This is a genomic window from Vibrio sp. 1978 (assembly GCF_033344345.1).
Window position 1 is genome coordinate 1 of the sequence record NZ_JAWPOP010000014.1, and the last position, 12,215, is coordinate 12,215.

The window sequence follows — 12,215 nt, forward strand, 5'->3', positions numbered from 1 at the left end:
GCCTGCCATACGTTGCCCTCAGAAATTATCGTTATTCATTATATTATACGATAATTCCTTTTGGGATAGGCTCTAAATCCTTCTTGAAGTTAGAAATTAATTCAGCTAGAGAATCGGCAAGCTTTAAAGCGACCTTGTAGTCATAATCTATGAGAATTACCTGTCCGAAACTACCTTCCTCTGTTGGACTTAAATCAACGCAAATTAAACAAGATGAACAGTCATCCGCAATTGGGATTCTACTTTTGCCGAAGGTATACTCTTTATCTATACCTTTATCGGTATAACTGAGTACGTTTCCATCACCATCATGGCTATAGTTTTCTACAAGGCTTGAGGTCTGTCCGATAGAGAGTAAAGCGACGCCATAAGCAAAATTTGCTTGCTTCTCGGGGTCCTGCCCTTTAGATGTTTTGTACAGTTCAACTAAATCTTGTGGTAGCTCTCTACCCACATTACAGCGAAGCAAATTTATTTCTTCTTCCGACGCTGGCTCTAAGAACGCATCAGCAACTAGTGGTGCTTTATTAAGTATTTCTTTTCTTACTTGCTCGAACATTAATTTTCCCTCGTTTTCATTGTAATCTTCGGGTTTGAAAGAATAAGCTTCAAAATCGAAGCGATGGTATTAATCTATTTCTTCTGCACTGCTCCAACTCAAATACCAGAAGTCTTAGTTAGAATGAGTACTAGTTATGCGGAACATAGGAAACTCGTATTACCCCTATTAATTAGAGGTAATGCGAAATGCGGTTAACTTGAGCGAGTATGAGCAAAGAAAGAGCCGTTTCCTAACTTCTAAATTTCTCTGTTTCATGGGCATATTTGGGTCGGAGAGTTTTGACTGCTCATCACCGTGTTGCGCGCATTAGTGTAAAACTGGTAGATTAGAATTTTAATAAAATAAATGTTACATCTCTAGATTTTGAACGAATAACCCTTCACGATTCTTATACTTGTTAACGGCTCTTATATCAGTAGAAACGTAATCACCACCTTTATTATCAACTTGTCTAATCTCGTATCCTCCGCAATGAACAGAAATATTCGCTTCTATTGAATGCTCATTTTTTGTTTCACCATTTACTTTCTTTGCTGACGAAACCCATTGGAAGCAAAACCTATCTTGATTATCTAAATATTCCGTAAGAGCAACTGATGTCCCTTTATCCACTTCGAAATAATCAATTGATAATATCTTGGATATGCCAGGATATTGGTAAGATGGGTTCTCTACTGTTGGTTCACTTAGTTCGGTTTGATTAGCACAGCCAGCAATAACTGATAATGTCGATGCCATAAGTAGTATTTTCTTCATTTTTGTTCCTTGTAGATGATAAAATTAGCCCCACGATCTATTAACGCTTTCGATAGTGGGGTTGTGTATGTTTATCTAATTGTTTACGTTTTGAAGGTCACGATAATCAACAGACTCATCAGCACTTGAGATGCTTGCTGCCTCACCGAACATTGCTATGTAAGCACTTGGGAAAGTCAAAGCGGCCCCTGCTATACCACAGATTAGAACGAATTTTCCTACGCCCTTACTTTGTGGTGAGCTTTCTCGGCTATTCCATGCCCAGGTTGCAAGGCTAATGACAATCATTGCAATACCAATCCATAAGCCTATGGTATATGTAGCACTACCACCTGCAGCTGAAATTGCATCCACGTTTTTTGCAGCTTGCTCTAGCTTTGTTTCATTGGCTGCCATCGTAGTTACAGAGGTTAGTGCTAGAGCGATACCCAGGGCACCGGACCATTTCGTTAGTTTATTCATAGTTACTCCGTGCTATCTCCTTCATCGAAGATATAAGTTGTGTTAGAAGAGAGGTTTGCCCGACCAGATGAGTCGAGTGTTATTGGGTCCACTGTGTCACTAAAGGTAAATACCTCACCCACTAGATCTAAACCACCGTGGAAAGTTAATAATGCGCCAGCTATTGAGAAGGATATTGGCCATAGAACAGAAACATCATTATCCGCTTTGTTTGCTTTGTACCAACCGATGAAACCAAACACGACAAGACCGAGGCCAAGTACTGCTCTCAAATTCCAGAGAACTGCAATCCAAAGTCGAACATGTTTAATTACATTTATTCCGCCATCTGCAATGGTGGAGTTATGCGTTTCTGAAGCGAATGAACTACTGGATAATGTGTAAACAAACATCCAATACCACTTTTTCATCGAAGCGCTCCAATACAGTAAGTATCTGAACAGATTGTTCCGTCAGCCGAGATTTCTCTAACAGTTCCAATGAAGTCGTAGTATTTTCCTTTTTCTACGGAAATAGTTCTTTCGCCAGAGGTCTTGGTAAGATTTACGACTAGCGCACTGTTTAGGTCCTGCGACTTAGTGATCATTGCGTAGTCAGGAAGAAGAATTCGCCCATCCTTGTATGTTACTCCCGTACTTGGAACTACCATTTTTGGCGCTTCTATTGGCTGTACTACAGTCGAGCTAGATGCTATTGCCATCGTTGGCTGTACTACTTTGCTATTTACTTCTGTATTTTTACCAATATGTTGGGTGGTAGTCTTAGCAACCTGTACTGCCGTTGGCTTTGTAATCGATTCTTTAGCAGGTTTTACAACTTTCTTTTTAGACTGCTGAGAGCGTCGAAGGTTGGCTAGTTCAGTCGGCGTGTACTCCTGGCGTTCTTTATCAATAAAGTATTTGCTGCCAATAAGTAAAACTCCGTCTTCTCCCTCACCTTTAATGTTGGTGACTTTATGGTTGCCAATTTTTGATTTGAACGGCTCACTTTTGTAAAGAGTGATGTAATGTGGAGAGTTATCGGATCTATCTGGTGCACGTACAGCAAAAACCCCCTCAGCAATCTCATCCACAACGTTGAATTCTTTTAAGCGTTTACGCTCACTACTTCGCGCTGCTTTCGTATGTCCGTTTGAAAGGCTATTGTTTAATTTAGCAAACTCGCCTTCAAATGAATTTACATCGCTTTCCAATTTATCCAATCTATTGGTTAAACTAACGTTAAAAGTTTCTTGAGCAGAATTAAATTGATGATATGGCTTCAATCTCATTGTAATTGAGTCATCAATTTGTTGCTGTAAGGTCGAACTGATCGTCTGTGTAATATTCTGTGACGCAGCTTTCGAGGTTGACTTCACAATCTCACTTTTTTGCTTACCAAATTCATCCTTTACTTTGCTAGGAATGTCTATTTTAGTAATGATTGATTGAGCGATTTCTTGTCTTTGTAATTCAGTGATAGCACCAAACTCTTCAGACTTAGTAATCACATCTATTTCAGTCTTAATGAGTTCAGGCAATGATTGCCTGAGAGCGGTGATCTCACGCTCAAGATTTCTCTCTAGCTTTTGTATTTCTTCTACTTTGGAAGGGCCTCCAAAATCTGGTATCAAACCCATTTTATGTGCAGCTAAACTAGCACCACCAACAAGCAAAGTAGCTCCTACGACATAAACGAGTAACTTTACTTTTGGCTTTGCTGAGCTGCTTTGGCTTTTATTCGCTTTGCCAGCATTTGCGTCTTGAGCTTCGTTATCGCTCATGATGATCGCTCCTTGTTTTTAATTGAATAATGTATTATATAAAAGATCTAAATTAATTCCATAAACGAGTTTTGTTGTCACTCGGGATTGATACATTTTGCCCAATATTCGATTTGCGAATTTCAGAGCTTAGGTCAGTTTCTTCGGAATTAACTTCTGTTAGTCTATTTTGCTCCGCCATCATCTTGAGAAGATCGCTCTGATTCGGAGTTTGAATTTCATCCGTTTCTTGTACTTGATTCTCAAACAATAAGTACATAGTTTGACCTTTCGGTATCTCTACCTGAACAGGTCTTCTCGCATTATCGTATAGGATAGGTAAAAAGCCTTGTGCAGCTTTGGCGATACTATAAACAATTCTGTCTCTCGTATTATCAATCGCACCTGTCGAAGTTGTTGTTTCCCCATTTGATGTTGTCACTGTCGTATCAATGAGTGAATCCAAAAAACCTGTCATAAACAAACCAGCAAACATGCCACCAAACCTCTGGATGTAATGGTGGTCTACTTCACCTTCTATAAGCGCCTTTTCAGTTTCAGCAGATAATACCCAAGCTTTTACAGGGATTTGTTTCCCATCTCTAATAACAGACGTTACAGTTAAGGCAACACCTGGAGCTTGTTCTATAAGCTCCATTTCACCGAACGCAATACTACCTTCTGCTTTTCCGGTTAATAAACGAATTCTGATTGGGCCAGGAATGTCTGAGTCGATAGGCAAGGTGGTACGGGCATAAACCAACTCACCTGCATCAAATACTATAGACTCTTGGTCTACTTCAACTGGTGGCTGTCTATATTTTTCATTAGAGGTTTCTTTTTCATTGTCCGTATACCCAACTGTGTTTTCTTTCTTATAATAATTAGGATGAATCCCCATTTGAGTCTGACCTCCATCAGAACGATACAATGCTGAGGCCACTTCTTGTTCTGCATCACTCGGGTCAAAAACGAACTGTGATGTTTTACTATAAATGTCAGCCTTCTTACTATAAGTGATTTTGTACTTTTCGCCTGTATCTGGTGCGTAAGGGAGACCTGAAAATAATGCTTGTGCACCTTCTGATATCTTTTTTTGTCGCTCAGCTTCTAATTGTATCAACCGCTGTCGCTCAGCATCGGCTTTGTCGTTTCGATTCTTTATTTCTTGAGCCTTTAAACTCATTTTAGTCGTTGCTAGTTCGTTTCGGAGATCTTCTAGCTGGCTTGAAGTTTCTATATCTTGTTTAGGCAACGGTAATTTTACGTCTCTACCTGCACTATTCTCTTCTGTATCTGAATTTGTCTTTTTAGACTCAGCATCTTTGCCAGACTTAACTTCTTGCCCCAGGGGATCAACCTCCTGCGACTTAGGCTTGTCAACTTCGGTTTTTGTATCTGGTCCCGTTGCTGATTCTTGTACGCGAGTTTTACTGATATGGCTCTCGCCATTAGTAGCAGCCTGTTTACGCGCGTTCTTCTCCCTTTCTTCGGTTTCTTTAGCGATAGGTGAATTTTCAGGAACACTGATTGTCCCATCAGTTGAGTTCTTAATCACATCGTCAGTTTTAACGACAGGTCTACCCGCTGTTTTATCACCTTTGCCCGAAAGGTCTTCTGTAACTTGATTGGAAGCCATATAGATTGCGTATCCAATCCCTCCGGCGGCTACTACAAACAAACCTACAACGATTGCTATTTTTTTTAATTTCATCGGTGAGAAGCCTTATAGTTCACTTGTATCCACAAACGCTTTTACTTTCTGTCGACCATCGCTAAACCAATAGAATGAACGGGGGTAAAGCTTGTAAAGGTTGTAATCACCGACACTTCCCTCTCTTACCAAAGAGCTACCTTTGCTTCTTAAAATGGCTGTTGTTCTGATATAAACAAATTCATTATATAAATAGGCTTGGCCATTGATTCCTTGCAATTTAGTTTCTTTGGCACCAGGCACACCTGTTGTCGTACCTGAAAGAAAAGAAAAGAATTCTGGACCAGCTTTATCAAGATCTACACTTGAAGTAGAACGGTATTGTATTGGCTTGGCGTTCGGGCCAATTAGTGGAATGATCACTTGTCTTCGAGAATTGTAGTAATCTGTTTTTTCAGAACTAATCATGAAAGGAATAGTTGTATCTAAACCCTTCAGCTGAAACCAGCCCGAATGAGTTACTCCAGGTAAACGAGCTTCCAAGCTATATGCGTTACCGGGTGTTTTTCCAGCCTCGAAGGCTCCCTGAGCTCCTAGCTTAACATATACAATAGGCCAAGGAGCTCCTGTCTGGTCGAAAAATGAAATAGACCCAGGGAAGCCAGGGTACACCTGCAAAATTAACTCCTGAGGTAGTGAAGGATCGAATTTAATCGTATCAATTAGACTTTCCGGGGGCCTTACTAAAAGTTTATTTTCTGCAATTAGCCTCTGCCTTTCTATTTTACGCATCCTTTCAATAAAAGCAGGGTCGGAGTTCATTTTCTCACTTTTAATGATGTCATTCTTTTTATTCTCAGCCCTCAGTATCTCAAGTCTGTCTCTATTTTGGTAATTACTCTGGAGTTTCGAGTATTCTAGATCTGTTATGTACGTCTGAATTGCATTTTGTTCATACACCTCAAGTTCACGCATGTTAATCAATATATTTTCTATACTTCCATATTTCTTTAACAATGCATCCGCAATTGCAGCATGACTAACTTGGTTAGTTTGATTAGCTTGAGAAAACGCCGACAATGACAACACCACCGCACTTACTGTTAAGCGGAAATAGGCTTTCAGAGAGGAGATGTTTCTTGAGTGCATTGGTAATCCTTGAAGTTTAACAAGCGTAAATATATTTCATTTGTGTATTAAAAACAACCCTACTCAGACAAACCTAACGATTGTAGTGTTTTCTCTACAATATCACTGACTTCTTCGTCGCCGAGAGGCTCTGATTGGAGTTCTTCTTTAGGATATTCCAATATGTCCTTGACTTGATTGATCGCCGCCTCTGTGGCTCTTTCAGCATTAGGCTCATCTAAACCAGCTAACAAATTTATATCTATAGTAGTACCAGAGATAGTGCCTTTATTGTTCTCCTGAGCGCTTTCAAGAAATGGATCTGATAGGTTAGATGAAACATATCTACTGTTATAAGCGATATCCAACTCGCCGTATGCATCATTGTCAAAATTAGCAAGGTCTACTTCGGAGGTCTCTTCGTTCGTACCTAAATCTTGAGTGGATAAATATGCTGGTGGCGAAACAACTTCTTCGCTAGTACTGTGCTCAAAGGGACCTTCGGCATAGAAGTTGTTGTACTGCATAATTGAATCAAAATCGTGTTCTTCTTCTGGCCAATCCTCATCACTATAGGTGTTTTCAAAGTCATTAAAATCGAGCTCATCATTAAAGGCTGAAACTTCTTCATTATAAGCCTCCATAGAGCCCATAATCTGTACTTCAGCATCTGTTTGTGCAAGACCAACAAGCTCTTCATCGAATACATCTACTGATGATTCTTCAGGTCGTATTTCTTCGACTTCTTCAATGGCGCTCTCCGTTATCAACGTTGCGTCTTCTTTAATTATCCCTAAACCAATAGCCATCATCATTTGTTTAGAGATGTTTTCAGTGAGGTTTAATGCTCTTACTTCAGTTAGATTATTTTTTAGCTCTAAGAACTCCAACATTTCGACATTGCTATCGATATAATCGTTGGCCTGTTGAACATATTCATTGGATTTTACTAACTGCTGCCTCTTAGCCGTTTCTACCTCATCGTCAGAAGGCTCAAGCACCTGAGCAAAATAGTTCAAACGAGAAGTTTCTACATCTGGGAAGTCGAGTTTTAATGCTCGGAATGGGTATACATCACCACCAAAAATGTATAAGCCTTCTCCAGGTTCAGCACTAGCAAGCATCTTAGCGTTTACAGTATCTTTTTCTTCTACTCGGACATCATCGTTATCATGGACCGCCCCAGCCAAATTATTCTCTATTCTATCCTGACGGGAACCAAATACCTTGCCAGTTCGACCAAGCGCCAACTGTAACGATTCACCATGGTCTTCATTTTTAAGAATGAATTTATTGTTTAAGTTGCCCATTAGTGCTTCATATTCATCCCGGCCGCAAACCTTCTGGAACATTCCGGCTGTCTGAGCTCCAAAAAGAACGTGAAAACCATATGAACGAACCAAGGCAACAATCATGTAAAAACCTTTAACCGCATACATTCCGTACTCATCAAAGAAAAGTCGTACAGGATATCTAGCACTGGAAGGTCTATTGTCTACTGTAGTAATTCGAGAACCTTGTAGCTTATAGCCAGCAGCTCTCATTAAAATAGGCCGTAATCCCTGCAATAGAAGCCTACCCAATGCTGCAACGGAATCTGGGTTTTTGGCAATGGAAGGAAGCAGAACTAATAATACTCGCCCCCCTAAGCATACATCCGTCATATTTACTTCCGAAAGTTTTGTCACGAATATATGCCCCATGGTTTCACTCAAGTCAGCCATGGTTTCACTAATCATCATCACACAATATGTGTGCTGTTCATCTGCTTTACTATTAAGATCAAGGTTGTCTATCTGTTCCTCAGTCATATCAAATATGGCATCACTAATAGAAGGCAAGGTTTTTAAATACTGCTGGAGTGGTTGTCGGTACTTTAAAGGCACATCTTTTCGCGCTGCCTTTTTGAGCATAGTTTTAATGACAAGAAAGTTTCGAACCACTTCGATGTTTAAATCTAAGCCTTCCACATCCCTTTCGTAAGCAAGATACTGATATGCTCCCCCAATCATAGTAGAACTACGACCTTCCCAAAAAGAGCTATCCCCTCCATCCGTTTCACGCCCTAACCCCATGGTTATAGTCTTCATCTGGTCAGGGGTTCCCGCATTTAGAATATTCATGTTATTCGAAATGCGATCGTCGTCGTGCATGTTAGTAGTATCTAAGGAGTCCATGGGAGTCAGAAAATTGAGAACCAACAAATCGTGGAGTCTATCTAATCGTTTCAAGATAGCGAAAATTGTCCAAAACAATTTTATATCCGCCTTACCATCAACTATGACTGCTGATGTTCCTCCTGGCTGGAGAAGTGCTTGAAATAGCAATGTCAGTATAAGTACAGTTTTACCCGAGCCCGTACTGCCCATGACGAGTGTATGTCTTGTTTCCATATCCGGGTTGGATACGAGTAACCTACGTAGAAAAAATTCAAACCCGAATATTAATGTACCGTTTCCTCTTTTACGCTGGGGAATAAGATGGCCAGCTTTAACTGCGTCTTTTAACGACTCCTTTTTTGAAATAAACTGCTCCCACTCCGGCGCGTCAAAAGGATATTCATGCTTCTCTCTTGAGTTTGTAAGCTTCAGACAAATTGCAAATGCAAAAATAAAGTCCCCATTTTGAGGGAACATAAACAAAGCAATCCCGCATGCAGCAATTAATAAAGGAAATGACACATTTACTGCTGACTGTATTCGCATCCACATAGTGCGAGAATCACGATGAAAGAGCTCTGGGTTATTCAGTTCAGGGTTTGTGTTTAGAACCGACTGCTTCTTAAAACTGGCCATACTAATCAACTTCCTTGTACTGCTTCATTAACTCAGGAATATCCTCATAAGGGTCATTGAAGACTTTCTCATCCTTTTCTATATCGACACCTAGTGACTTTAGAATCTGTTTTGCCTCATTCTCTCGGCCATCAGCCTTTTTCTCTATCTCGCTGAGATCAAATAATCTACTAAATTCATCCTCATCCATGTTCAGGAGGTCTTCTCCTTTCTTACCTGCTGTTAATATTCTCTCTGCATTAATGTGAAGGTCTTGCACTGCTCCTAGGACACTTGGAATTGTCATTCGAAATCCGGCTTTTCTTTCCATAAGAAAATGCGAGCGAGTACCACTTGCTTCTAAGAAAGGTGTTTCTCTGCCGATAGACTGCAATACCATTCCTAAATTTCGGTCATGCTTAGTTACCCAAGTAAACTCGTTTCCTGCAATACGGTTTACATCTTTAAAGAGAAGCATCAACGCCCAGATTACAGTAGTAGAATAAGCATGCTTCTTTGTTACCATTGCATAGAGGATTTCTTCGAATGTACGGGTTGTCTTTCCATCCATTTTTTCCTTAAGCTGTGTAAGAACCTTTCTTTCAATACCGTTAAATAAAAGTATTGTGTCTTCGATACTGCCAGCGTAAGGGACGCCATCATTCAATAAAGTTGTTGGACGAAAGCCACCTATTATCGCTCCTCCTCTCTTAAACTTATCCGCTTCATTACCCTGTTTATCTACATATTCAATTGGAATGGTTTTCCCATTATCATCAAACAACCGTGCTAGTTTATCTTCCGAATGTAGTTGTTGCGGTAAAGGACAGAGGAGAAGCCTCTCTAAGCTGATAGTCGCTGTTCGAGAGCAAAACTCTATTGTTGAGTCTTTCGGGTTCTCGCAGTAATAGAAGTAACAAATAGGCCTAAAATTGCTAACAAACCCCGTTTCTTTTTGCATTTCTTTGTCACGTTCTATTTCATCTAATGTGACACCCAAAGGAGGATTTGCTGTGAGCATTTCGTAAGGAGATACACCCATAGCGTATCGGTTTTCATAGTCAGAGCGATTTTCGAAATTGTAATCATGTGAATAGTCACAAGGGTTTTCACCCTCTAAACGTTCTTTATATTTAGGAAACATCCAGCCAATGGAATATCCCATCAATTTATCGTAGAAGTTGGGCGGTACTATACGTTTTAAATGAGGATGAACCTTGGAAGCAGCCCGTATCATTGATTCAACGTTGTGTTCTTTTCTGGTTTTAGAGCGTATTGAATATTCTTTACAACCTAAGTAGATCAGAGCTAAAGCGAAGGGCCATTTAAGTATATTTCCGAAAATAGAGTCGTAAGCTCCAATATACTCGGGTGTAATCATCGTATAATGCAATTCTAATATTTGATATAGCCCCTCCTTAAACCCCCATCCTTGAAATCCTGTTAGCCAAGAGGTAGTTACAACCACGAGGTTCTCAAAAGCAAAAAATGTAAACATCTGAGCTATCTTTAGCATTCTCCACACAAAAGCAAGTATGTGGAAAAAGTGCGCGTAAACCCCGTAACCCATACCTATTGCTAATGCTAGAGCTAGGGCGACTGAAGCATTCAACTCTGATTCTTTTTCTGGCGTACGCTGACTCATAACTTAGGAATCCTTAAAAATTATGTTTGTGTCATCAATACGTCGCTCTTTAAGAATCATTTTTAGAGAATCATACTTTCCTTTGGTCAATGGAATGGGTAACACAAGCCGTGCCCTTAGACCTTTTCGATGAAGTATAAAGTTTACGGTTATGACGAAGTAGTAATAGAGGAAGACAACACATCCGAAAGTCGTTAAAACTTTTGCCGAAAAGTTCTTGTCGGAAGCTGTTAACGATTGCATAGCTTGAGTTATTTCGAAGGTTAAGACGATACTGATCACACAAAATATGACCGAAGCTCCGACAATCGCTTGCCCTACTAAATGTGACTTAAGTACTGGATGTATCGTTCTGAACTGTTTCCACATTCCGATATATGTGACGAATAAACTAAGTACCGGAGCAAGAAGAGAAACTCCACCTGAAACAGGCATTAAGAGTAATGAAAGATACTGTAGAAATATTAAAGTTAACATTTTTGCACCGTTGCTTTTAATCCATTTAAGGCATATATTTTTCACATCATAGCAAATTTATCAACGGATGGAATGGTTTTAGCTAAACGAAAACAACCAAATCTAACATCTCGGTCAACCCTCAAAATCAAATCAACCAAACAACCAAACAACCAAAAATATGGCATTGCTTTTCATCCGTAAAAGACATATATTTTTGTGATTATAAAATATGTCATAGGTAGTAGTAGTTTGGAGTCACTGTTAGGAAGCAACGTCATTTTGTTTTCTCAAAAAGAAAAAGAAACTTTATGCATTATCTCGAATGTCGAATATGGACGCCGTGTTGCTGAGTTACAACTATCTTCGGCTGATAGCTACAAACCTGTTTTGAGTATTCTTGTCTCTATTGTCGATAGTAACCATCCAGAGTTGGACACCCTCGATCGCTGCTTCCTTGTTAACTCATCAATCTCTACAGATTCCATTGAATTAACAGAGCTTTTAGAAAAGTTTAAAAGCTCAACCCAGTCATACCAACAAACGATAGAGATTGATGGTGTTGAATTTTCCTATCTGCGCAAGGAAATAGAAAGGTTACAACTAATAGGATAAATGTAATGGAAAACGAAGAGTCTGTTGGCTTTAAATCAGTTACCCAATCTGCCGAGTTAATTATCCATGCAGGGTCTTCTCCCATCCCAGGAGAAGTCAGAAGCCGCCTAGAAAAGATACCAAGTATAAAGCCAAGACCAGCGCGCAGAATAATGGGTGTGAAATTGGCTGAATTGGGTGTCAATAGAAACCCTTATGTTGCAAATAGAGCAACTAAGGCTTTACTTGCACTGACTTCAATTACGTGGGGCCTCACCCTGCTTTTATTGACTGGTTCGCTGGTTAATTTTTACCTGCTTGAAAGAATAAATATCAGCGCTACCTCCCATGACGCAAGGATTGAGCCTACTGGCAAGCCTGTACGCATCGGTAACTTGGATTAGAGGAAGGATATGTTTCGCTCATCCGTAATTAAGAATCAT

General features: G+C 39.9%; 11 protein-coding genes. 2 read left to right on the forward strand and 9 right to left on the reverse strand.

The features are described 5' to 3' along the window. Nucleotides 1-43: 43 nt before the first annotated feature. From R8N49_RS14535 to R8N49_RS14575, 9 genes are all read right to left on the reverse strand, one after another. Complete coding sequence (locus R8N49_RS14535; RefSeq protein ID WP_203347280.1) at nucleotides 44-559, reverse strand: SMI1/KNR4 family protein; 516 nt, start codon at nucleotides 557-559, stop codon at nucleotides 44-46. A gap of 351 nt (nucleotides 560-910) precedes the next feature. Next, entirely contained in the window at nucleotides 911-1,318 is a 408-nt protein-coding gene (locus R8N49_RS14540; RefSeq protein WP_025767067.1) for a hypothetical protein, read from the reverse strand. Between the two features lie 75 nt (nucleotides 1,319-1,393). After that, nucleotides 1,394-1,780 (reverse strand): hypothetical protein, encoded by a 387-nt coding sequence (locus tag R8N49_RS14545; RefSeq protein WP_025634012.1) that lies wholly within the window; start codon nucleotides 1,778-1,780, stop codon nucleotides 1,394-1,396. A 2-nt stretch (nucleotides 1,781-1,782) separates the two neighbouring features. Continuing rightward, the gene (locus R8N49_RS14550) at nucleotides 1,783-2,190 is read right to left on the reverse strand and encodes a hypothetical protein (RefSeq protein ID WP_025634011.1); all 408 of its coding nucleotides are present in this window, start codon (nucleotides 2,188-2,190) and stop codon (nucleotides 1,783-1,785) included. Next, nucleotides 2,187-3,542 carry a hypothetical protein gene (locus R8N49_RS14555; RefSeq protein WP_025767068.1) on the reverse strand — a complete coding sequence of 452 codons (1,356 nt, stop codon included), beginning with the start codon at nucleotides 3,540-3,542 and terminating at the stop codon, nucleotides 2,187-2,189. Before R8N49_RS14555 ends, R8N49_RS14550 begins: the two co-directional genes overlap by 4 nt. Before the next feature lie 52 nt (nucleotides 3,543-3,594). Then, on the reverse strand, nucleotides 3,595-5,235 hold the full coding sequence (locus tag R8N49_RS14560) for a DotG/IcmE/VirB10 family protein (protein ID WP_203347292.1): 1,641 nt from the start codon (nucleotides 5,233-5,235) through the stop codon (nucleotides 3,595-3,597). A gap of 12 nt (nucleotides 5,236-5,247) precedes the next feature. Further along, the gene (locus R8N49_RS14565; protein ID WP_025634007.1) at nucleotides 5,248-6,324 is read right to left on the reverse strand and encodes a DotH/IcmK family type IV secretion protein; all 1,077 of its coding nucleotides are present in this window, start codon (nucleotides 6,322-6,324) and stop codon (nucleotides 5,248-5,250) included. A gap of 59 nt (nucleotides 6,325-6,383) precedes the next feature. After that, nucleotides 6,384-9,098 (reverse strand): type IV secretion system DNA-binding domain-containing protein, encoded by a 2,715-nt coding sequence (locus R8N49_RS14570; RefSeq protein WP_025634006.1) that lies wholly within the window; start codon nucleotides 9,096-9,098, stop codon nucleotides 6,384-6,386. Nucleotide 9,099: 1 nt separating this feature from the next. Further along, nucleotides 9,100-10,722, reverse strand: coding sequence for a hypothetical protein (locus R8N49_RS14575; protein WP_025634005.1), 1,623 nt, complete (start codon nucleotides 10,720-10,722; stop codon nucleotides 9,100-9,102). Between the two features lie 708 nt (nucleotides 10,723-11,430). On the opposite strand from R8N49_RS14575, the gene R8N49_RS14580 reads away from it, so the two are divergent. Next, entirely contained in the window at nucleotides 11,431-11,793 is a 363-nt protein-coding gene (locus R8N49_RS14580) for a hypothetical protein (protein ID WP_025634000.1), read from the forward strand. 5 nt (nucleotides 11,794-11,798) lie between these two features. Continuing rightward, nucleotides 11,799-12,176, forward strand: a complete 378-nt coding sequence (locus R8N49_RS14585; RefSeq protein WP_025633999.1) for a hypothetical protein — start codon at nucleotides 11,799-11,801, stop codon at nucleotides 12,174-12,176. Nucleotides 12,177-12,215 lie beyond the last annotated feature (39 nt).

Bases quoted from the DNA above. Each gene is read 5' to 3' on its own strand.
- R8N49_RS14575 (WP_025634005.1), bottom strand. From the start codon at position 10,722: ATGAGTCAGCGTACGCCAGAAAAAGAATCAGAGTTGAATGCTTCAGTC.
- R8N49_RS14555 (WP_025767068.1), bottom strand. From the start codon at position 3,542: ATGAGCGATAACGAAGCTCAAGACGCAAATGCTGGCAAAGCGAATAAA.
- R8N49_RS14545 (WP_025634012.1), bottom strand. From the start codon at position 1,780: ATGAATAAACTAACGAAATGGTCCGGTGCCCTGGGTATCGCTCTAGCA.
- R8N49_RS14560 (WP_203347292.1), bottom strand. From the start codon at position 5,235: ATGAAATTAAAAAAAATAGCAATCGTTGTAGGTTTGTTTGTAGTAGCC.
- R8N49_RS14570 (WP_025634006.1), bottom strand. From the start codon at position 9,098: ATGGCCAGTTTTAAGAAGCAGTCGGTTCTAAACACAAACCCTGAACTG.
- R8N49_RS14535 (WP_203347280.1), bottom strand. From the start codon at position 559: ATGTTCGAGCAAGTAAGAAAAGAAATACTTAATAAAGCACCACTAGTT.
- R8N49_RS14585 (WP_025633999.1), top strand. From the start codon at position 11,799: ATGGAAAACGAAGAGTCTGTTGGCTTTAAATCAGTTACCCAATCTGCC.
- R8N49_RS14565 (WP_025634007.1), bottom strand. From the start codon at position 6,324: ATGCACTCAAGAAACATCTCCTCTCTGAAAGCCTATTTCCGCTTAACA.
- R8N49_RS14550 (WP_025634011.1), bottom strand. From the start codon at position 2,190: ATGAAAAAGTGGTATTGGATGTTTGTTTACACATTATCCAGTAGTTCA.
- R8N49_RS14540 (WP_025767067.1), bottom strand. From the start codon at position 1,318: ATGAAGAAAATACTACTTATGGCATCGACATTATCAGTTATTGCTGGC.